The organism is Robertmurraya siralis (genome assembly GCF_005502275.1).
Classification (GTDB): domain Bacteria; phylum Bacillota; class Bacilli; order Bacillales; family Cytobacillaceae; genus Robertmurraya; species Robertmurraya siralis.
The window spans coordinates 286,925-308,655 of sequence record NZ_SWLZ01000001.1 but is presented as its reverse complement, the minus strand read 5'-3'; the positions used below and the strand labels follow the sequence as shown (position 1 = coordinate 308,655).

Below are 21,731 nucleotides of genomic sequence, written 5' to 3'. Positions count from 1 at the left end.
TAAAACGCTCACTTTTATTCTACGAATCTTCTCTATCGAATTAGAAACAGTCAATGACATTATTCATAGACGAAAAAGATAAGGCAGTAAAAGATCCGCTCACTTATAAGATGAGTTCGTCAATTAATAAGACTAATTCAGCTATCTCTGGTTTACTCACCTGCCCATCAGCTCCAACCATTTGACCTTTATGGCGTAAATCATCGGTAATTAGGGAAGAAAAAATGATTACTGGAAGTTTTGCAAGTTGCGAATCGTCCTTAATTCTTTTGGTCAAATGATGACCATCCATCTGTGGCATTTCAATATCTGTAATAACTAATTGCACCACGTCTGCGACATCTTTGCCAGCCTCTATCACAGACTCCAAATAGCTTAACGCGTCACGACCATTTTCAAAAAATTCAACTTGTTCATACCCTGCTTCACCAAGAGTGTCACTGAGAAGCTTACGCAATAATGGAGAATCCTCTGCGACAACCAATTTTTTCGATGAGCGCTCTCTTTTTCCTAGCTTCTTTATTTGTCCAACATTAATACCTGAATCAGGGTTAATTTCTACAACAATCTTTTCAAAATCTAGCAATAACACCATTTCACTATTAATTTTTACAACACCGATTACTTGACTATCCGTTCCCTGATACATGTCAGACGGTTTTTCAATTTGATCCCATGAAATACGATGAATTTGAGTCACACTATGTACATGGAACACTACCTTTTGTTTATTAAACTCTGCTACAATAAATTTGTCGAGTTCAGGGTTAGCTGATGGTGGAAAACCAAGAGCTGCTGCTACGTTAACAACTGGCAAAACTTCTCCCCTTAATTCAATAATCCCTTCCACGTTTTGGTGAGAGTGAGGAATTTGCGTTATCGCAACAGGATTAATAATTTCTTTTACTTTTATGACATTAATTCCGAATTTATTTTGACCGATGCTAAATTCAACCATTTCTAACTCATTTGTACCGCTCTCTAATAATATTCCTTTGTTTATTTCCATCCCAGTTCTTCCTTCCTATTTCTTAAGTAACATATATACATACTACTATACCATGAATAGGTAAAAGAACTAATTCCATTTTTCATTTTAATGATAAAAAATTTACGTCCTTTTCATCATTATTGAGCATTATGTGAACTTTATAACAATCATATAGACTTTTTAACGCTAGAGGAATACAATTCAGTTGAACAAATAAGTTAGGATTAAAAGAGGTGCAATTGCAAATGAAGGGAACTGCCATTCTGTATAAGAAAGACCAGACTCTTACAATTATTGAGAATATCGATCATTCCGTATTTAATGAAATTCAAAAACAATGTGGTTGCGATCAATGTACCTGTAAATATGATAACAAGGTTGTGAATTTCGGAGCAGTGTCACCAGTGTTTTGGCACGAAGATGAAATTGATTGGGATTATGGATATTAATATTAGTGCTCCCCCTGCTTATGGCAGAGGGATTTTTTTATTGTTTCAAGCAATGAATAATATTTCATAATCAACTTCACTTTGCTAAAATAGATCCATAAATGGAGGTTGAGGTTATTGGAACATTTAATTAATGCCAAAGTTAAAAATATAGAAATCTCAGGAATTCGGAAATTTTTTAATTTAGTTGCTGGCACGGAGGACATGATTTCCCTAACAATCGGGCAGCCGGATTTCCCGACACCCTTTCACGTAAAAGCGGCGGGAATTAAAGCGATTGAGGAAAACTTTACTTCCTACACGCATAATGCAGGGACGTTAGAGCTCAGACGCGCAGCAGCACAATTTGTCAAAGAAAAATATCAACTTCACTACAATCCAGAAACAGAAATTATTACTACTGTTGGAGCAAGTGAAGCAATTGACATTACTTTCAGAACTATACTAGCTGAGGATTCCGAAGTAATCTTGCCTGGTCCAGTTTATCCCGGTTATGAGCCGATCATTCGATTATGTGGTGCAAAACCAGTATACGCAGATACAACAACAAATCAATTTCGATTATCTGCAGAAATAATTGCAAACTACATAACAGATAAAACTCGCTGTATCGTTCTTCCGTACCCTTCTAATCCGACTGGAGCAAGCTTAACAAAGGAAGAACTAACCGAAATCGCTGCGCTAGTAAAAGAAAAAGAGATTTTTATTGTCGCTGATGAAATTTACAGTGAACTCGTCTATGAACGGGAACATTTTTCAATTGGAACTATACTAAAGGAGAAAGCGATTATCATCAACGGCTTATCGAAATCTCATTCGATGACAGGTTGGAGAGTGGGCTTTATCTTTGCCCCCGAAATCATTGCGAAGCATATTCTGAAGGTTCATCAATACAACGTCTCCTGTGCAACTTCAATCTCTCAAATTGCTGCGCTTGAAGCGTTAACCAATGGAAAAAATGATGCACACGAAATGAAAGAGGAATACTTAAAAAGAAGAGACTATATGTACATGCGTCTAAAGAAGATGAAGCTTAATGTCGTAAAGCCTGACGGTGCTTTTTATTTCTTTGTTAAGCTGCCTTCCCAATACGAGAATTCCTTTGAATTTGCCCTCGCGCTTGTTGAACAAGCTCGGGTAGCTGTTGTTCCGGGCAGTGCATTTTCTCCGATCGGAGAAGGGTATGTGCGGCTGTCTTTCGCCTATTCAATGGAAACCATTAGAGAAGCGATGGATCGCATGGAACAATTTTTCCTGACATCCATATAAATAGGAATACCCCAAGAATACGTTCTAAACCAATAGCATGGGAAGAAAATGGCTTTTTTCTTCCCATGCTTTTTTACACGACAATCCGTGGGATGAGTCTAAAAAAATGGCTTTGTTGAAAAGCGTATTGGCATTTTAGCACAACTAAAGGACATATGAAACTCAAGTTTCACACAAAAGTTTTGAACAGCAACAACAAAAGAACAATCATTGCCAATACTTATATAACGCTTGTGTGCCGCTGTTTTCCTCACCACGCTCAGCCAGCTCTTTATATAATGACAACGCTAACGCCAAGCCTGGCGCTTCCATTCCCATACTTTCCGCTTCTTTGAGAGCAATCGACATATCCTTTATAATATGTTTAATAAAGAAGCCAGGTTCAAAATTACCTTCAATCATTTTCGGCGCCAAATTAGAGAGCGACCAGCTTCCAGCAGCTCCAGAGGAAATGCTTTTTAAGACGTTTTCTGGATCCAGTCCGGATTTGACTGCATAAGCCATCGCTTCGCTAACCCCTATCATTCCTGAAGCAATAGCAATTTGATTACACATTTTTGTATGCTGTCCAGCACCAGCTTTTCCTTGATAAACAATATTTGTTCCTAGCACATTCAAAATCGGCAACACTGCCTCAAAATCTTCCTTATCTCCGCCAACCATAATCGAAAGTTTACCTTCCCTTGCACCGATATCGCCGCCTGATACAGGGGCATCAAGAGCATGTATTCCCTTCTTTTTAGCTTCTTCATATATTTCAACAGCAAGGCTAGGTGTGGAAGTTGTCATGTCAATTACATAAGTATCCCGATTCCCATTTGGAATTACACCATGATCACCTAAATATACTTCTCTTACATCTGAAGGATAACCGACAATCGTAATAATAACATTAGCTTTTGTAGCAACCTCTTTACTTGAACTCCCCCATATTGCCCCTTCTTCAAGGAGACTTTGTGCCTTAGCTTTTGTCCTTGTAAAAACGACAACAGGATACCCTGCTTTTAAGAGGTTTGTGGCCATACTTTTTCCCATAACACCTAAGCCTATAAAGCCAATTACTGTTTGCTCCTTCTTTAACATACATATTCCCCTCTCATTTTTCAGCATTTCGAAATTTATGTCATTATTCTACCATTTAATAGAAGGACAGAGGAGAATTTAGATGAAAAAAAAGCCGACTGGAAAAAACAGTCGACCTTAATTAGGGAGAAAATAGGTTCACCAAGTGCCTTGGTTCCTATACCCTTATTTTTATCCAATTAAACCTAATTCTTGCTTGTAGCAGCCGTCACCATTTCAATGACTTCTTCAGTCGTTGATTTCTGTAATGCCTCTGCCGCTAATTTTTCCATCTCAGCCTTGTTTAAATAACGAATCTGGGAGCGCGCTTTTAAAATGGAAGTTGCGCTCATGGAAAACTCATCCAAACCAAGACCCAATAGAAGTGGAATGGCTGTTTCATCTCCGGCCATTTCCCCACACATGCCTGTCCATTTTCCTTCTTTATGAGCGGCATCAATGACCATTTTTACTAACCGTAAAATAGAAGGATTATATGGTTGGTAAAGATACGAAACTCTTTCATTCATGCGATCTGCAGCCATCGTGTACTGAATGAGATCATTCGTACCGATGCTAAAGAAATCAACTTCTTTTGCAAATTGATCCGCAAGAACCGCTGTTGAAGGAATTTCTACCATAATACCAACTTCTATTTTGTCTGAAACCTCGATACCTTCACCTTGAAGCTTTGCTTTTTCTTCCTCAAGCATTGCTTTCGCTTGTCTGAACTCATCTAAAGTCGCAATCATCGGGAACATTATTTTGAGATTTCCATACGTACTAGCTCGAAGTAATGCTCTTAATTGTGTTCTAAAGATTTCTTTTTCCTCTAAGCATAAGCGAATTGCCCGGAAGCCAAGGAAAGGATTCATTTCTTTCGGCAATTTTAAGTATGGAAGCTCTTTATCTCCACCTATGTCCAACGTACGAACAACAACTGGCTTCCCTTCTAAGCCTTCGAGGACAGCCTTGTAGGATTCAAACTGCTCCTCTTCTGTTGGCAGCTCGTCTCTTCCCATGTAAAGAAATTCAGTTCTATACAGGCCGACGCCTTCTCCTCCGTTATTCTTCACACCTTCGAGATCGTTAGGCGTTCCAATGTTAGCAACTAATTCCACTTGATGCCCATCTGCTGAATAAGTATGTTCATTCTTTAGCTTCGCCCACTCGGCTTTTTGTGCTTCAAAGTCTTCAGTCGCTTTTTTATATTGTTCGACAAGCTCAGGGGTAGGGTTAATATGTACCTCTCCCTTTAGACCATCAACAATAACTAAATCACCATTCTTAATGTCCTTTGTCACTGTTTTTGTACCAACAACCGCTGGAATTTCTAAAGAACGCGCCATAATTGCTGAATGCGATGTTCGCCCGCCAATATCAGTTGTGAAACCTTTGACAAACTGACGATTTAACTGAGCAGTATCTGAAGGAGTTAAATCCTCCGCAACAACGACAACCTCTTCTGAAATCATACTAGGATTGACAATTTTCACGCCAAGTAAATGAGAAAGAACTCGTTTCGTAACATCACGAATATCAGCTGCTCTTTCTCTCATATATTCATTATCCATGGATTCAAACATGGAAACGAACATATCTGCTGTTTCCTTTAGGGCAAATTCAGCATTTACTTTATCAGACTTCACCTTATCCTTTATTGGATTTAGTAATTCTGGATCACTTAATACAAGAAGGTGAGCTTCAAAAATAGCCGCCTTATCAGCACCTAGATTTTCTCTCGCATTATCGCGAATCATTTCTAATTCACTTTTGGATTGAGCAATTGCAGCCTCAAAGCGTTCTACCTCAGAATCTACCTTCTCAATCGTTTTTTTTTCAAAAGATAAATCAGGCTCAACTAAACGATATGCCTTCGCAATTGCAATTCCACTTGATGCAGCAATACCTTGTAAAAAGCTCATTATGCAGTTAACCCTTCTTTTTTCATTAGTTCTTCAAGGCTTTGAAGAGCATTCGCTTCATCTCCACCTTCAGCAGAAATAGTAATTTCAGCTCCTTGACCAATTCCTAATGACATGACACCCATGATTGATTTCAAGTTTACTTTTTTCCCTTTATATTCAAGTTGAATGTCAGCTTCAAATTTACTAGCAGTTTGTACCAACACTGTAGCTGGACGTGCATGAATTCCTGTTTCAGCGATTACTTTAAATTGTTTTTCTACCATAATTCATCAAACCCCTTATCAAATTTAATAATGTTACATGTTTACTTTATAATATATAATACCTTTTTAATAAAAGGAATACCTACCTCCATTATTGTTTTACAAATAAACATGTTTCATGTAACCTCGAAGAAGCTTTTCTATCTAATTCGACAAAAAAAGCACCCAGTGAAAGAATAACAAAAACTTGACTATTTTACAAAAAAATCGCATCAATTTATGTGAAAAGTTTGTGAAAAATCATACAAAATTTTTCGACATATTTCATATTGCTTTGTTTAACAATTATCTGTATCATAATCAATAATTCATTTCCACTTCTCAAAAAGGAGCCATAAAGAACTTATGAAAATGTTGTGAAAACGAAATTCCGCTTCCTTGACCAATGAAAATCCCATTTCGCACGCTTTTCAACATATTCAATAGTAAGGCTTTATTATATGTCGATATTGATTTTCGACTCATTTTTTAGCACACAAACTGAGCAAAATTCGTTTTATCAACCATATGGTTTCCAAAGCCAATAGAAAAAGGAGCGCATTTGCATGCTTTTTAAAAGAGATGAGTCCTTTCGTTTTACATTCGAGAATCCGGTTAAGGCTACATTCAAAGTTTTACGATTAAATCAGCTCAATAACGACTTAAAAGAAGGCTCTGCCTTGATTATAGATTTGAGTCCTAACGGTTTAAGACTCTCTTCCTCTCTAGATTTACCGATAAATGAAAAAAAATATAGTATTGATGATTTCATTTGTATTAAATGCTCAACCACTTTCAATCATGGCAGAGCCAATTTGGAAAAAACGCACTTCTGCTACTTCTTTTTCCTATGGGCTTGTAGGTGTGAACGACGAGGAAACGAAGAGCATGATTATAACTGAATTAAAGGAATACACGAAAAAAAACAGCACTCATAATGTCTAAACGGCAACTTTAAATCTGAAGCCTTGTTCTATGATTTTAGTTTATTTTCTCTCTGATTCCATACATAAAATGAGCCAAAAACAGTTTACCAATATTATTGTATCTCAAAGCCGAATCTTAAAAACAGTTTGACTCAAATCAATAGTTGAATTTTCCACCATTTCACTAAAAATGTGGATATTCGCTAAATATTTACATCTTTTTCTTTACGAATGATGGAATTTAGTGCAAACTGTTACTTATAATCATTCGACTTTGTGAGAAAAAGGAGAGAGGACAGATGAAAAAAGCAGAAGTTGGAAATATTATAGAATTTCGCGATGGCCTTCAGGGCGTTGTTGAAAAAGTAAACGAAAACTCTGTTATCGTGGATTTAACCTATATGGATAATTATCGCGACCTCGAACTTGAACAAAGAACCGTTGTCAACCATAAGAACTATAAAGTAATTAAGGAATCAATTTTGTAATATGTTCAACACAAAACCCTAATGGTTCGCCAATAGGGTTTTTGTATGCTGCTAGAGGGAAATCTTTTATCTTGCCAACTCCTTAAGTGAGTAAATTTAACCCTATCGTGTTGCTCTTCTTTGTTCTTAGTCCAAAGTCTTTTTTGTTTTAGTCAAATAATTGTCCTCCTTTTAACTAACCTATATAATGAATTAATAGATTTACTTCCTCCTTTTTCAATGGAATAAAGATAGTTCTTTAAGTGATTGCAGCCAAACCAACTCCTGCCATTTGACGATAGTAGAAAGGAGCTTTTCATATGGCCATACCTAATTGGGCGAAAGATTATCGATTTATCATTGGTTTTCTTCTTGCTCATCTTTTGATCTTTTTCACCTTCCAAGATAAGAGTATATTTTGGTATATTTTCACTGCGACGATGCTATTTCTTATTAGCTATTCAATCATACATGAAGAAATTGAAGATAGAGTTCCACTCTTCACATATTTATCTCTTGGTGGTATGTCTGGGGTCATTCTCTTTTTAATATTTTTACTAGGGAGTCTTCTTATCGATTTATTTCAGCTCCCCTTTTCAAACGAAATTGCAAGGCTGTACAGTCGTCTTTCTCCTACTGTTCTTTGGCATTACATCGTTTTGCTGCTGGTGATCATCCCTGGTGAGGAGATCTTTTGGAGAGGCTTCATTCAAAAAAGAATTCAAAAGACTGCCAGTGTGACGACCGCAGTATTCATGTCGTCTATACTGTATGCATCGGTACATGTTTATTCAGGCTCGTTCATTCTTCCACTTGCTGCTCTGATTAGCGGTGTTTTTTGGGGATATTTATACGCATGGAAAAAGAGTCTGCCATTAGTAATCGTATCACATCTTATTTTTGATTTATTTTTGTTTGTCATCTACCCATTAAATTAAGTGGATCGATTTCATCATGTACGATCGCTAATTAAAAAACGAACCATATCACGTTTAATAATCATTTTATATCCGTATTTACTCCTTAAAATAATGTAAAAGGTAAATGAACGTTCGTTTTTTAACTTGAAGTGCTCAATGATGAATTGGACTCAAGTTTATGAGAAAGCAATCAATTTCACAATACCATTTTACAAACCGAATATTTACTTTTTGAAAGTAAACATTCGGTTTTTTCGTGTTACACTATTTCAACTGCAGTTAGTTCATTTTTTTTCAATTTTATCTAATGGCTTCATCCAAAGCAAAATGATGAAAATAATGCTAATATAGCCAAAAACAGGATACAGATAGGATAATAACGTACCATACTCAATTTGGCTAATTAGAAAGGCAATAGTAAGTATACCTCCTACAATCGCTATACTTGGCAAAGGCAGAAAAGTTTTAATTTGTCTTTCTAAACCAAAAACATTGCCGATTACAGAAGTAAATATTTCGCCATAAATAATTAATATATACAAGCCGTACAATCCTGCCGCTAAACTTTTCATGACCACTGCCATTGGAATTTCAAAAGCTTCAACGTTAGGAAGCATTACCAATGTGAAATGACTTGATAAGAGGATGAGGGTTAGCGCAGCTCCTCCTATAATTCCGCCCCACTTTACCGTCTGTTCATCTCTTATTTCTGCCGCAACAGGAACCAATACTGCTTGAGCAAGTCCCAAATTCAGCGCAGTATAAGAAAAAGGGGCAACGACTGACTTCCAGCCGTCATCCACAAAGGGAATGAATAAAAGTTGATCTAAAAAATTGGGCAACTGCACCGACATAACCATTAAAATAAAGCTAAAACTAATCATTAGCGGAACAACAATTGTGTTAGCTGCAAATAGTCCTTTTATACCAACGATCATAACGATGATGGAAAGTGATAGTGTTAAAATTAATCCAAAACTTCTCGATAAACCAAGCTGCTCGCTAAACACCGCCCCTGCTCCGGATAACATGACGGCACATACTCCTAAGAGCATAAAAAGCATAATGACATTTATGATTGAACCGAATACTCTCCCAAATAAAAAAATATTAAATTCCTGATAAGAAGTTGCTCCGATCTTGGCAGAAATTCTCATCAGTTTTGAGCCTTGAGAGATAAAAATATAACCACTAAATAATATCCCTATTAACCCTATAAAGCCGAATCTCGTAAAAAACTCAACAATTTCTCGTCCTGTTGCGAATCCAGCTCCAACGACAGTTCCCACGTAAACAGCTGCGATTTGGAAGGCAGCTCCCCAGTTTGTTTTCATAAAATATCCTCCCTCCATTTCAATATATGAAAAGAAGGACAAACAATGACGAGCATTTTAAAATGATTTTAAGTTGCTTAGAAAAATGTTCATTTTTCCCTTTTTACATTAAATTACCAAAATAAATTGGGTAGATTCTGATGCAAATCACTTGAAAGTCAAAAAAGGTCAAATTATAATAAAAACAAGAAGGTCAAAGTTAGTCAAAGTCAAAAAAATAGGAGGAATGTGAAATGCTTTGTCAAATTTGTGAGCAAACAGACGCTCAAGTACATGTAACGATGAATTTAAATGGTGTTGAGAAGCAACTCCACCTCTGTCAAAATTGCTACAAGGAAGAGGAAGCAAAATTGACTTCATCCTTTGGTCCAAGCATGTCAGGTTTCTCTCCCTTCAATCAAACACCAATGGAAGATCTTTTTAAGAAATTTTCAGCAGCAAATAATCAGCAACGGATGAACATACAGCCTTCACACGGTCGTGGAGGAACTGGGGGCTTTATTGATCAATTTGGTCGCAATCTCACCCAAATGGCACGCGCTGGACTCATAGACCCTGTTATTGGTCGTGATGAAGAAGTGAACCGTGTAATTGAAATCTTAAATAGAAGAAATAAAAATAACCCTGTCCTGATTGGGGAACCTGGTGTTGGAAAAACCGCCATCGCTGAAAACTTAGCTGTTCGAATTGCCGATGAAAAGGTTCCTAACAAATTAAAAAATAAAGAAGTATTTCTATTAGATGTTGCGTCTTTAGTTGCGAATACAGGAATTCGTGGCCAATTTGAAGAAAGAATGAAGCAAATTATTGCAGAGTTACAGCAAAGAAAAAATATTATTCTCTTTATTGACGAAATTCATCTATTAGTTGGCGCAGGTTCTGCCGAAGGCTCGATGGATGCGGGAAATATGTTAAAACCCGCGTTAGCCCGCGGCGAATTGCAACTAGTAGGTGCTACAACTCTGAAGGAATATCGTCAGATCGAAAAAGATGCAGCGCTTGAACGCAGATTTCAGCCTGTTCAGGTTCATGAACCTAACACACAACATGCAATTGAGATTCTGAAAGGATTAAGAGAAAAGTATGAGAACTTTCATGAGGTTACTTTCTCAGACGAGGCTCTCGAAGCGTGTGTCACATTATCACAACGCTATATTCAGGACCGCTTCCTTCCGGATAAGGCAATTGATTTAATGGATGAGGCAGGTTCAAAACTTAATTTAATGTCAGACTACAGTTCTGCAGAAAAAATAGAAAAAAGACTTGAAGAGATTGCTAAAGAGAAGGAACAGGTACTAAAAACTGAAAATTATGAAGCAGCAGCTAAACTTCACCAAGAGGAAATGGAACTTGAAAAAATACTTCAATCCAATCCAAATCAAAAGCGACCAATTGTAGATGTTGCACAAATTCAAGCATTGATTGAACAAAAAACAGGAATTCCTGTCGGGAAGCTTCAAGAAGATGAACAAACAAAAATGAAGAACCTTCATAAGCTACTTTCAGAAAAAGTAATTGGTCAGGAAGAAGCTGTTGAAAGGGTTACTAAGGCCATAAAAAGAAGTCGTGCAGGGTTAAAAGCGAAAAATAAGCCAATCGGCTCCTTCCTTTTTGTTGGTCCAACTGGTGTTGGGAAAACAGAGCTGTCTAAGACGCTTGCACTTGAGCTATTTGGCTCCAAAGATGCGATGATCCGCTTGGATATGAGTGAATATATGGAAAAGCACAGTGTATCAAAGCTCATAGGCTCACCTCCTGGTTATGTTGGACATGAAGATGCGGGTCAATTAACCGAAAAAGTCCGCAGAAACCCTTATAGCATTATTCTACTAGACGAAATTGAGAAAGCTCACCCTGACGTTCAGCATATGTTTCTGCAAATTCTTGACGATGGTCGTCTTACTGACAGTCAAGGCAGAGTCGTCAGTTTCAAAGACACAGTGATTATTATGACAAGCAATGCTGGTGTCGGACATAAACAAGTTAAAGTTGGGTTTGGCCAAGATCATACAGCGAAAGAGCTTAATATCCTGGATTCTCTTGGAAGCTTTTTTAAGCCAGAGTTTTTGAATCGCTTTGATAGCATTATTGAATTTAAACCGCTAGAAAAGGATGGTTTATTAAAGATAGTTGATTTAATGCTGCAAGATCTAAATGCCATGTTAAGAGAACAAAATATGACGCTTAAGGTCACAAACGAAGTCAAAGAATATCTTGTAGAGAAAGGATACAATCCAACTTTTGGTGCCCGTCCTTTACGAAGAATCATCCAAGAAATACTCGAGGACAAAATAACCGATCTCATCATCGATGATTCCTCAACAAAAAGCTTCATCGCTGAACTAATTGACGGGGAACCTGTCATCAACCGTTTATAAATGAATTCAGTTGACATCACAAGTTATCCCTGTCAAAATAAAGAAAAACACTGTACATACTACTAATTGCACAGTGTTTTTCTTTTTTTTTAAGCTTTTTTATTTTTTGGGCTGTTGAGCCGGGAAGTAATCATTTGTCGCATGATCCTTCTTCTTAAAGTTATCCGGCTCACTCTTAACAGCCTCTTTTACTTTTTCTATCTCTTTATCTAATTCTTCAATACTTACACCTTTTTTCACTAATTCCTCTGTCGCTATTTTAATTGCTCTGAATGATTCCTCTGAGGAGATTTTCAGTGTATCCATTGCTCCTTGTGGATTATGGAAACCAGCAGCATTTTCGGCTGCAACATAATCCCAGTACCATTGTCCCTTACGGATATGGTTTTGAGCTTCTTTTATCTTCTCTTCACTTACTCCTGAAGTGATCATTTTGTTGACATAATAATGAGCATTAACAGATATATCCTCTGCTTCATGCAATGCTTTCATATGATTATCCTGAATTTCTTCTACACGATCGGCCAGTTCATCTAAATCGCGATTACTATGACAGGTTGCACAAGATTGTTCCATCGTCTTCAAAGGAGATGTCCACCAATGGGAAGTAATTTTCTTTTTACCGTCAGCACGTTCATATGGCATATGACAGTCCGAACAAGTAACATCTGCCTGTCCATGAGGACCAGTCATATGAGTTTCAAACTCAGGATGCTGAGCCTTTAAAATCGGTGTCCCTGATATGTTATGAATCCAATCCTGATTAAACCCGCGATCTTTTGCCACAGTCTCATAGTATTCATACATATCCTCTGCTTTAAATCCTTCAGACCAAGGGAAAGTAACCTCGCTATTTTCTGGAGCAAAATAATATTCAACATGACATTGACCGCAAACATAATTGCGCATTTCATTTTTTGTAGGATTAGACATGTCTACTCCTTGTGATTCCATCGCCTTAATAAAGCTTGGACGGGTAATGCGTAAATCCATTGTTTCTGGATCATGACAGTCAGAACAGCCAATTGGTGAGTGACCCATTGCTTCTGCTGCTGGCCAAATGTCATTATTGAAATTTCCACCCCAATAATCATCACCCATTTCTTCGATTAAATGTGGGACAGCAGTAGATTTACAGGTTAAACAAGAACCGACTGAAGCATCAGTAATACGCGCAATTTCTCTTACATCTTCATTAGCATAGATGTGACCGCGGTCTTCATTATATTCTGTGGCAAATCCATAACCATTAAATAAAATTGGTAGCAGTGGTTCCTTATCTTGATCATACTTACTTCTCTTTACAGAACCACTATATTTTGTATCTTCCATTTCTTCATTTTTCATGTAGCTATCATACTGAAGCGGAAACAGATCTTTAAACGCTTCATTGCTTATTTCATCTTTGCTCAAACCGGTTTTGGCATCAGCGGATGCCTCGGTATTATCTGAACTTGAACAGCCTGAAACAAGTAAAATGACAGCGACTAGGAGCAAATATGCCCAGTGAATTTTCCTAGCCATTATTCATTGTACCTCCTTTGTTCTCCAAAAGTTCTCCTGGTTTCGCTGGTTTAAAATAATCTTCTGTCTTGAAGTCGTTTCCATGCGGAAGACCATCATGACAACTAGTACAGCTATCTTTTGCATCATGGGAAACATTGTTTAACGTCTGCTGATGACAGTCTATACAGTTTTCATTTATGATCTCCTTCGAGTTTTCTGTTGTGTGCAGCACTTTAGGAATTTTATCTGCTCCTAATGTGTTGTAATAAACATGCCCTACACCTGACTTTGCCTTATTTGTCAATTTATTGACAACTGAGTCATGGGGCAAATGACAATCACTACAAGCCAATTCGGCATGAGTGGAATCAGCAAACGAATCATGTACTTGAGTCATAATGTGGCAGCTACTGCAAAATTCGGGTGAATCTGTGTATGCTAGCCCTTTTACTGTAACGACAGACAAAATGATTCCTACGAAAACCCCGATAAACAAGAGTATTTTTTTATCGATTGACAGGAACTTTTTTAACATTTTCTCACCTCCCTCCAAATTAAAGCTATATAGCTAAACAGTTATTAGAGTGAGGCTTTCTCTTCAATTAGTGTAATGAGATCAGTTTTTTTTGTCGGTCCGGTAAAGCGCTCGACAATAACCCCTTCTTTATTAATGATGATGGTGTCAGGCTGACCAATCACTCCATATTTCTTTGCAACCTCCTCTTTTGTATCGAGCAAGTAGAGCAGCTTTGAATTTGTTTCCGAAATATATTTCTCCATTCGTTTCTTTGACTCACCCTTTGCAATAATTAAAAGCTGTGCGTCTTTATATTCTTGGGCGAATGCTTCAAGCTCAGGAGCTTCATCAATACATGGCTGACACCAAGTGGCAAAAAAGTTTAACACCACGGTCTGCCCATTAAAATCAGAAAGCTTATATATATTTCCCTTCACGTCTTTAAGTTCGAAATCAATCGCTTCCTCACCTGGATTGGTCGTTGCTTTTCCTTCAAGACCACTAATGAGAAAAGCAACAATCCCAAATACTGCACAGATGATTAAAATTGGGACAATTTTTTTTGCCATCACTATCACCTACTTTTTGCTTTAAGCATTATTGTTCGCTGTTCCATTCCTCTAATTGCTTCATTTCTTTTTTTAAAGACATTTGTCTTTTCCCAAGCACAATAATATAGCCTGCAATAAGCGCCCAAGTAGCTGTATAAGCGATAAATAAATAATTCATCTTTACTCCCTCCTTATTATAAGAATTCTAGCTTGCTAATTTGTTAATTAATTTATTTTTAGATTTTTTAACGATGTGCCGCATTTTCTCAATTTCTGCCCCCTTACGCATAAGAAACACATAAAGAATGGTAATCGTAAAAACGGAAAATAATAGGGTAGCCAGCATTTCTGGTTCAATCCCCCCTCCAGATTGATTTTTCCCTTCACCAAAAACAACTGGATGAAGCTTAGAGTTCCACCAGCGAATTGCCATAAAAACAATCGGGACATTTAAACAGCCAATGATTCCAAACACAGATGAAAGCTTGGCGATTTTTTCCCATGAACCATCCATTTTTCTAATAAATAAATAGGCGACATAAATAAACAGTAAAATTAGGGTTGTCACAAGTCTCGGTTCCCAGCTCCACCATGTATTCCAGCTTGCTCTACCCCAAGTCATGCCAGATAATAATGTAATTGTTGTAAAAACAACTCCGATTTCAGCAGAAATACCTGCATAAATATAGCGATTCATATTTGGTTTTATCAATGTCCAAACGCTATAGAAACCGACAACAAAGAAGGCGAGAAAGGCTACCCATGCCGTTCCCACATGGATGTAAAATATTTTCTGTGTTTCGCCCATAATTTTCTCAACAGGGGACCAAATAAAAATCAAGTACAATAAGATAAAAACTGACGGGATAAGAATATATAACAATATTCGATCGAAAAGATTTTCCTGTCTCATTAAGATTCCTCCATAATATATTCAAATAGCAAAAAGCAAACAGCTAAAAACAGAAAATCATATGCTATCATTAACTTAAGCCATGAAATGGCATCCGTTATCTCAAGGCTCTCAAGAACAATTCTTGTAGCCTGGACTCCTGCGATCAATAATGGGCTGATTAACGGGAGGAGCAAAACAGGTAGCAGCATCTCACTATTTTTTGCATTAGCAGCAAGTGCCGCCAAAAAGGTGCCGACAATAATGAACCCAATAGTCCCACAAATTACGATACAGCAAAACCACAGATATGACCCGGTAAAGCGGTAACCAAATAAGAGAAATAAAACCGGAATACTGATCAGTTGTACGGAGGTTACGAGCGAGAAATTTGCCAGCACTTTTCCTAAATAAATACTGGATGGATCAATCGGTGCTGTTCGCAAGCCTGTTAAACAATGATTCTCTAACTCTGAAACAAAGGAACGATTTAAACCGAGAATGCCTGCAAAAATTGTAATAACCCAGACAAGTCCCGGAATAATTGCCTTAACCGTATTACTGGTAGGATCAAAGGCAAAGCTAAAAATAATGATGACAAGTGCCGAAAAAACGAGCATCATTCCTATCGTTTGCTTTGACCTTAATTCCCCCTTTAAATCCTTTCCTGCTATCGTTAGGGCATCCAGTAAAATTGTTTTCATCCTTCCGTTACCACCTTTTCATACCATTCCTTCATCTCATAAAGGTTCGATTCTTCCCCCATCGTAAGAGTGTCGATAATCCTCCCGCTTTTTAAAACGGCGACACGATCGGCCAACTTATGAACTTGCTCAAAATCGTGTGAAATCAGAATAATCGATATTCCTGCAGCCTTTTTGCTTAGAATTATGCGATTGAGAAGAGCCACTGCCTCTTGATCTAGTCCAGTATGAGGTTCATCGAGCATTAAAATTTCCGGTTCAGAAAGGAGTACTCTAGCAATAGATAACCGTTGAATCATGCCTCTGGAAAAAGAGCGAATCGGTACATCTTTGAATAAATGAAGCCCTACCTCCTTAAGAAGCAAGGGAATTTTCTCTTCTAAATGATTAACCTTATATAATTTTCCATAAAACAGCAAATTTTCCACTGATGATAAAGAGCTATATAAATAGGATTCATGACCAAGAAAGCCAATTTTACGTTTTGCTATCAGCGATTTTTTCGTCAATTGCCGCCCAGCAAAAGAAATATCTCCACTACTTGGCTGTAGAAGGCCGACTACGCATTTGAAAAATGTACTTTTCCCCGCCCCGTTTGGTCCAATTACAGCTAGAACTTCTCCCTTATTTAATGTAAGGGTGATATTTTTTAAAACTAGTTTATCCGCAAGGACTTTGGTCAAATTTTTAATTTCAAGCATATCAGCCATCTCTTTCATCATGTAATTTTCTTCCACTTCATATGCGCTCAGGCTTTCTTTAAACGGCTACGTGAACTCTCGTAATTGCCCTTTTGTCAACCTTAATTGCCTTTCCAATTCCTTCTTCTTCCTAGCAGTTTCTTCCGAGCTTTCAGGTTGAAGCATCAGCAGTTCTTGTTCGAGCATTTGCTTTTTCTTGAGCAAATGCTGAAATTGAACCTCTTCCTGATCGATTGCTGCACCGCTCCTTTTCTTTCTCCTTAATAGAAAGAGAGCAACGATAACCGTGATGACAACAACGAGCATAAGATGGGGATCTACCTTATTTAATCCAGGAGTGCTGAGCCAAAAATGAATGAGCCAGCTCGGATGTAATGGAGGTGTATCCATTTTTTTTCATCACCCTTCCTGTTTTCTAAGCTTGTGGAGCTCTGCTAATAATTCAAGCTCAAGATTGTCTGTATTTTTAGATTGTGAGCGCTTCGTTTTTTCAGCTCCCATTTGCTTCATCATTTTAGAGGCAAGCAGTTGGTACTCTTCCTTTAATTTCAAGTAATGCTCTTCGTTTACCTTTTTCATCAAATAATCCATTTCAAGTTCGTTAACAGCACGATAAATGGCTTCAAGCGTTAATTCATCATTGCTCTCGTCTCCTTTTTCTTCATCGCTTTCCTTAGTGAGAAAAAAAGGAGAGAGTATAAAATAAATACACGCTAGAATAATAAGCGAACTTATGATTAAAAAAACGTAAATCATGATTATCAGCTCCTAAAAATGCTTGCGGCGCTCTTCTTCAAAAATTTTCTCTGTGATCTCTTTGTCTTCTTCAGACTCCCAGGCTATTTCTGGCACAGATGAATCAACACTTACTTTTTTCTTTCCCCTCTTCAACCAATAAAAGAGAACAGCGATGCCAGTTAATACCCCCACTATTGGCATGCTCCAAGCAATTAATCCACTTTTATCTTTCGCAGGCTCCTTTAATGCTGATTGACCATATTCAGCTACATAAAACTCGATGATCTCTTCAGGGGTCATCCCTTCATCAAGCATTTCCTGCACTTCTTTGTAATACATTTGCTTTACCTTACAGGTTGCCAAATCATCATTGGAATGTCCTTGCATATCAAGCTGGTTTACTACTTCTTGGAATTCCTTTGCATTGTAATCAAAGTTCGCCCATACAGAGGTTGGAGAAGACAAAAAGAACAATAACAAGACAAACAGCAAGTACTTTCCTTTCACTTTAAACACCTGCCTTTTTATGTTGTATTCCCATTTTGTACACACGAGAAGTCGTTGTCTTACCCCCGATTAAGGCTATAGCCGTACCAAATACCATCAGCATGCCGCCAAACCAAATCCAGCTTACAAATGGGTTGACCTTGACTTGAAATGTCGCTTTATCTTTGCTTTCCCATGAGCTTAATACAACATAAAGATCTTCTTTCCAATTTGTTTTGATCGCTACTTCTGTTGCTGGTTCTGGCCAGGTTTCATAGAAGATCTTTTCCGCATTTATGGTCCCTACGCTTTTCCCTTTATAAGAAGTTTCCAGTGCTGCAACAACAATGCCATTTCCGTTCTTAGAGTGCTCCGTTAAACCGTTAAATGTTAATTGATAATCACCAATCTCCACTTTTTCACCAACACTTACCGTTTGCAGCGTGTCTTTTACATAGGCGTGCGATGAGATAACTCCAATTGCAATGACGGCAATGCCAATATGAACGATATAACCGCCATATCTCCTTTGATTCTTGACTAATAGCTTACACGTGGCCATTGCCACACTTTCTTTTGTGGCTTTTCTCCTCGCCCTGATCCCGTCATAAAACTCCTTGAGATGGGAAGCAAACATAAACACAGTTGAGGCAAGACCTACAATTGCAAAACTCCCTTTTATACCGATCGCAACTAAAATGATTGCTGAGATCACTCCGGCAATAAGAGGCCATAATGCGCTCTTAATAAATCTTTCAAAAGTTGCTTTTTGCCACGCAATGAGCGGACAAATTCCCATTAATACAATTAATCCAAGCAGTATCGGCGCCATAACCTTTTCAAAATATGGCGGTCCAACGTTTACTTTTGTTCCCGTCAGAGCCTCGGATATTAAAGGATACATTGACCCCCATAAAACAGCGAATGCTCCTCCAACTAGAATCAGATTATTTAATAAAAATGAACTTTCTTTTGAAAAATATGATTCAATTGGATTTGTTTCTTTTTTGATCAACTGGTACCTTGTTAAGACGACATAAAGTGATAATACAATCATAAAGACCATAAAAATAAGAAAATATGCGCCTAGATTTCCATCACCAAAGGCGTGGACGCTTGTCAAAACACCGCTTCGAACTAAAAAAGTTCCAAATAAAGTTAGTAAATAAGATATAATAACCAGGCTTATATTCCATGTTTTCAGCATTCCTTTTCTTTCTTGAATCATAACCGAATGTAAAAAAGCTGAAACTGTTAGCCATGGTAGGAAACTGGCATTTTCAACCGGGTCCCAGGCCCAGTAGCCTCCCCAGCCTAATTCTAAATAAGCCCACCAGCCGCCAATAATATTTCCTAACGTTAAAAATACCCAAGCAACAAGTGTCCACCTTCTTGTCAGTTTAATCCATTCCGCATCCATACGTTTTAAAATAAGAGCGGCAATGGCAAATGAAAATGGGACAGCGAGTCCAACATAACCAAGATATAATGTCACAGGATGCAGAATCATACCAGGATGCTGGAGCATCGGATTCAAGCCTTTTCCATCTGCAGGTATTGTTTCTGTCATTTCAAACGGATTGCCGCTAATGACAATGACAATAAAGAAAAAGAGAATATTAAGAAGCATAATAATAGAAACATACGGCATCATCGGATTTCTTTTTTCCTTTGAGAAAACAAGAAATCCTGTATATAGACAAAGTAGAAACAGCCACAGTAATAGAGAACCGGCGTTTCCAGCCCAAAAGGCAGTTAGCTTGTAAACTAACGGAAGGTTTTCGCTTGTATACGCAGCTACATATTTGTATTGAAATTGACTTGTTCCTAAGTTGTACAACAAAAGAAACGTCGCTATGCTTGAAAGAAGAACAAGTGATAAAACTCCTCCACGTGCACTGTTAATCATTTTATTATTTTTATTTTTCAATCCCCAAACGTATAGAATAATTGAATAGAATGCGATCCCAATTCCTAAATAGAGGCTTAAATTCCCAATTATATACATGCTGCTCACCGCCTGTCTGACTTAATCTTTTTGCTCCCCTAAAATCTGTTTATGTGTCTCGACATCATAATTTTCCATATCTTCGCCTTCATATTTAGAAGGACATTTCGTTTGCACCTTTTCAGCTTCAAAGACGCCATTTTTATCGAGCATTCCCTCAACGATTACGATGATATCGTCTGAAAAATTGTCCGGTTTAATTCCCTTATGAAAAACGGGTAGTGACACATTATTTTCATCATAAATTTCGAACTGAAGCTCAATTTTATCAGCATCCCATTTAATAGACTCCTTATTTAATAGACCTTGTGTCATTAAATATTCGCCAACATATTCAGCTTTATTTTGTTCTAATTCAGAAATCGATATTTCCTTACTTCCTGCACTGGGCATTGATGAGAACATCATGATCGCAATGGCAACTGCCGCAAGCATTAAGCCCGTAATGATTTTTTTGTTTTTAGTCATTCCTTCAGCCTCCTATATTTTTTTCATTAATTCGTTGTATTCTTCCTCTGTAATAGTACCTTCAAGCAGCATTTCACGAAGCTTGGCTTTCTTTGCATGATTTTCCTCTTTATTTTTAGGTTGCTTTAATTTTGTCTTAGTTTTTGCACTGTATTTTTTTAGAAAATAAACAAGCAAAATAGCAGACATAACCGTAATGACGCTAATGACAGTAATAATCAACCATGTCGGAATCTTCTCCTCGTTATTTCGCACAGAGGCTTGTTGCATTCCAGCACTTCCTGCCATTTCTTCCATAATTTTCGTTGTTGTTCGGTCATCTGCTCGTTCATATTCCAATTTTATTGATTTTTCGTCTCCTTTTTTCATCCCTTGAACTTGGTACAGAAACATGTTCATGTTATAGCTATTTTTTTGGTGCGTTTCTGCTTCAGGTTCAAGCTTAAAGCTTTCGGTCTTTAGCGGTTCCACAAAAATTAAGTTCATTAAACCAATATCGGCAAAGCTTTCGAAATGAAAGTCCAATGTCTTTTTATCTCCATCAACGATAGAGTCTGTATAATATTCAATCACAAAGCGATACAATTCCTGCGGTTGAATTTCTTCACTTGTCTCCCATGAGATAAAGCCTTCTTTTTCATCCAATTCATACTCAATTTCATACATATCCCGCATATCGGCTGAGTAATCTGCAACAAAACCTATTTTAAAATTCTTCTCCTTTGTTGGAAGAGGAATCTGAATTTTTCCCTTCTGTGCTTTGTCTGTATTATTTAATAACGAACCATGATAGCCAACAAGCAAAGGCGGTCGCTTTCCTTCCTTATCTTTTGGATGATAGGAATACTCAGGCAAGATCTGGACAGTAAGTTCTTCCATTTTCAGTGAATCTTTTGTTTCTTCTGCAGTTGCACTTCCCGTTACCATCAAACTTAAACAAAAAACAAACGTCCATAAGAACGATAATCTTTTCAATGTGTGTACACCCTTTCTTCCTTTATGAACACAATAGTGACATTTTTGTGAACTTATTCACATTAATGCTAATGAATAACTAATTCCTCTCCATCATTCAATCATTTATATCAATTCCTCTTCTGTGATCTATCGCACAAAATATGATCATCCTATTACCAAATTGTGAACAAATAAAGATCACTTAAATCAAATCAAGCCTTATGTTTCCTATCGTTG

24 protein-coding genes are annotated in these 21,731 nt (G+C 37.4%); 6 read left to right on the top strand and 18 right to left on the bottom strand.

Annotated features, from left to right (window positions below):
• Positions 1–103: 103 nt before the first annotated feature.
• The gene (locus tag FCJ93_RS01435) at positions 104–1,009 is read right to left on the bottom strand and encodes a chemotaxis protein (RefSeq protein ID WP_095313512.1); all 906 of its coding nucleotides are present in this window, start codon (positions 1,007–1,009) and stop codon (positions 104–106) included.
• Between the two features lie 215 nt (positions 1,010–1,224).
• Between FCJ93_RS01435 and FCJ93_RS01430 the strand changes: the two genes are divergently transcribed.
• Positions 1,225–1,440: a hypothetical protein gene (locus FCJ93_RS01430; RefSeq protein ID WP_235879384.1), complete on the top strand. Its 216-nt coding sequence runs from the start codon at positions 1,225–1,227 to the stop codon at positions 1,438–1,440.
• A gap of 117 nt (positions 1,441–1,557) precedes the next feature.
• Positions 1,558–2,709: an aminotransferase A gene (locus tag FCJ93_RS01425; protein ID WP_095313522.1), complete on the top strand. Its 1,152-nt coding sequence runs from the start codon at positions 1,558–1,560 to the stop codon at positions 2,707–2,709.
• 207 nt (positions 2,710–2,916) lie between these two features.
• Here the strand turns inward: FCJ93_RS01425 and FCJ93_RS01420 are convergent, their stop codons facing one another.
• The 3 genes from FCJ93_RS01420 to FCJ93_RS01410 form a co-directional block, all read right to left on the bottom strand.
• Positions 2,917–3,792 carry an NAD(P)-dependent oxidoreductase gene (locus tag FCJ93_RS01420; RefSeq protein WP_095313525.1) on the bottom strand — a complete coding sequence of 292 codons (876 nt, stop codon included), beginning with the start codon at positions 3,790–3,792 and terminating at the stop codon, positions 2,917–2,919.
• A 185-nt stretch (positions 3,793–3,977) separates the two neighbouring features.
• Positions 3,978–5,696, bottom strand: a complete 1,719-nt coding sequence (gene ptsP / locus FCJ93_RS01415) for a phosphoenolpyruvate--protein phosphotransferase (RefSeq protein WP_137742778.1) — start codon at positions 5,694–5,696, stop codon at positions 3,978–3,980.
• Positions 5,696–5,962, bottom strand: coding sequence for a phosphocarrier protein HPr (locus tag FCJ93_RS01410; RefSeq protein WP_095313529.1), 267 nt, complete (start codon positions 5,960–5,962; stop codon positions 5,696–5,698). Before FCJ93_RS01410 ends, ptsP begins: the two co-directional genes overlap by 1 nt.
• 720 nt (positions 5,963–6,682) lie before the next feature.
• Here FCJ93_RS01410 and FCJ93_RS01405 point away from each other — a divergent pair.
• The 3 genes from FCJ93_RS01405 to FCJ93_RS01395 all read left to right on the top strand — a co-directional run bounded on the left by FCJ93_RS01405 (position 6,683) and on the right by FCJ93_RS01395 (position 8,272).
• On the top strand, positions 6,683–6,886 hold the full coding sequence (locus FCJ93_RS01405) for a hypothetical protein (RefSeq protein ID WP_137742777.1): 204 nt from the start codon (positions 6,683–6,685) through the stop codon (positions 6,884–6,886).
• A 280-nt stretch (positions 6,887–7,166) separates the two neighbouring features.
• Positions 7,167–7,355 (top strand): YkvS family protein, encoded by a 189-nt coding sequence (locus tag FCJ93_RS01400; protein WP_019153004.1) that lies wholly within the window; start codon positions 7,167–7,169, stop codon positions 7,353–7,355.
• A 299-nt stretch (positions 7,356–7,654) separates the two neighbouring features.
• Positions 7,655–8,272 carry a CPBP family intramembrane glutamic endopeptidase gene (locus FCJ93_RS01395; RefSeq protein ID WP_170943648.1) on the top strand — a complete coding sequence of 206 codons (618 nt, stop codon included), beginning with the start codon at positions 7,655–7,657 and terminating at the stop codon, positions 8,270–8,272.
• Positions 8,273–8,538: 266 nt separating this feature from the next.
• Here FCJ93_RS01395 and FCJ93_RS01390 read toward each other — a convergent pair whose 3' ends face one another.
• On the bottom strand, positions 8,539–9,588 hold the full coding sequence (locus tag FCJ93_RS01390; RefSeq protein WP_095313534.1) for a YkvI family membrane protein: 1,050 nt from the start codon (positions 9,586–9,588) through the stop codon (positions 8,539–8,541).
• A 233-nt stretch (positions 9,589–9,821) separates the two neighbouring features.
• Between FCJ93_RS01390 and FCJ93_RS01385 the strand changes: the two genes are divergently transcribed.
• Positions 9,822–11,966, top strand: coding sequence for an ATP-dependent Clp protease ATP-binding subunit (locus tag FCJ93_RS01385; RefSeq protein WP_137742776.1), 2,145 nt, complete (start codon positions 9,822–9,824; stop codon positions 11,964–11,966).
• 99 nt (positions 11,967–12,065) lie between these two features.
• Here the strand turns inward: FCJ93_RS01385 and FCJ93_RS01380 are convergent, their stop codons facing one another.
• The 13 genes from FCJ93_RS01380 to FCJ93_RS01320 are packed head-to-tail and all read right to left on the bottom strand — an operon-like array spanning position 12,066 to position 21,512.
• Positions 12,066–13,490, bottom strand: a complete 1,425-nt coding sequence (locus FCJ93_RS01380; RefSeq protein ID WP_095313538.1) for an ammonia-forming cytochrome c nitrite reductase subunit c552 — start codon at positions 13,488–13,490, stop codon at positions 12,066–12,068.
• Complete coding sequence (locus FCJ93_RS01375) at positions 13,483–14,007, bottom strand: cytochrome c3 family protein (protein ID WP_095313541.1); 525 nt, start codon at positions 14,005–14,007, stop codon at positions 13,483–13,485. Before FCJ93_RS01375 ends, FCJ93_RS01380 begins: the two co-directional genes overlap by 8 nt.
• 44 nt (positions 14,008–14,051) lie before the next feature.
• Positions 14,052–14,558 carry a TlpA family protein disulfide reductase gene (locus FCJ93_RS01370; RefSeq protein WP_095313543.1) on the bottom strand — a complete coding sequence of 169 codons (507 nt, stop codon included), beginning with the start codon at positions 14,556–14,558 and terminating at the stop codon, positions 14,052–14,054.
• A gap of 28 nt (positions 14,559–14,586) precedes the next feature.
• A complete protein-coding gene (locus FCJ93_RS01365) occupies positions 14,587–14,718 on the bottom strand; it encodes a CcmD family protein (RefSeq protein ID WP_095313545.1) in 132 nt (43 codons plus the stop codon).
• A gap of 27 nt (positions 14,719–14,745) precedes the next feature.
• Positions 14,746–15,453, bottom strand: coding sequence for a cytochrome c biogenesis protein (locus FCJ93_RS01360; protein WP_095313548.1), 708 nt, complete (start codon positions 15,451–15,453; stop codon positions 14,746–14,748).
• Complete coding sequence (locus tag FCJ93_RS01355; RefSeq protein WP_095313551.1) at positions 15,453–16,136, bottom strand: heme exporter protein CcmB; 684 nt, start codon at positions 16,134–16,136, stop codon at positions 15,453–15,455. The genes FCJ93_RS01360 and FCJ93_RS01355 overlap by 1 nt, the downstream gene beginning before the upstream one ends.
• Complete coding sequence (ccmA, locus tag FCJ93_RS01350) at positions 16,133–16,858, bottom strand: heme ABC exporter ATP-binding protein CcmA (RefSeq protein WP_095313554.1); 726 nt, start codon at positions 16,856–16,858, stop codon at positions 16,133–16,135. The genes FCJ93_RS01355 and ccmA overlap by 4 nt, the downstream gene beginning before the upstream one ends.
• A 45-nt stretch (positions 16,859–16,903) precedes the next feature.
• A complete protein-coding gene (locus FCJ93_RS01345) occupies positions 16,904–17,227 on the bottom strand; it encodes a hypothetical protein (protein ID WP_095313557.1) in 324 nt (107 codons plus the stop codon).
• A 9-nt stretch (positions 17,228–17,236) separates the two neighbouring features.
• A complete protein-coding gene (locus tag FCJ93_RS01340) occupies positions 17,237–17,593 on the bottom strand; it encodes a hypothetical protein (RefSeq protein WP_095313558.1) in 357 nt (118 codons plus the stop codon).
• Between the two features lie 12 nt (positions 17,594–17,605).
• The gene (locus FCJ93_RS01335; protein ID WP_095313561.1) at positions 17,606–18,082 is read right to left on the bottom strand and encodes a cytochrome c-type biogenesis protein; all 477 of its coding nucleotides are present in this window, start codon (positions 18,080–18,082) and stop codon (positions 17,606–17,608) included.
• A 1-nt stretch (position 18,083) separates the two neighbouring features.
• A complete protein-coding gene (locus FCJ93_RS01330; RefSeq protein ID WP_095313563.1) occupies positions 18,084–20,069 on the bottom strand; it encodes a heme lyase CcmF/NrfE family subunit in 1,986 nt (661 codons plus the stop codon).
• 21 nt (positions 20,070–20,090) lie between these two features.
• A complete protein-coding gene (locus FCJ93_RS01325) occupies positions 20,091–20,537 on the bottom strand; it encodes a cytochrome c maturation protein CcmE (RefSeq protein ID WP_095313565.1) in 447 nt (148 codons plus the stop codon).
• 12 nt (positions 20,538–20,549) lie between these two features.
• The gene (locus tag FCJ93_RS01320; RefSeq protein WP_095313567.1) at positions 20,550–21,512 is read right to left on the bottom strand and encodes a hypothetical protein; all 963 of its coding nucleotides are present in this window, start codon (positions 21,510–21,512) and stop codon (positions 20,550–20,552) included.
• Positions 21,513–21,731 lie beyond the last annotated feature (219 nt).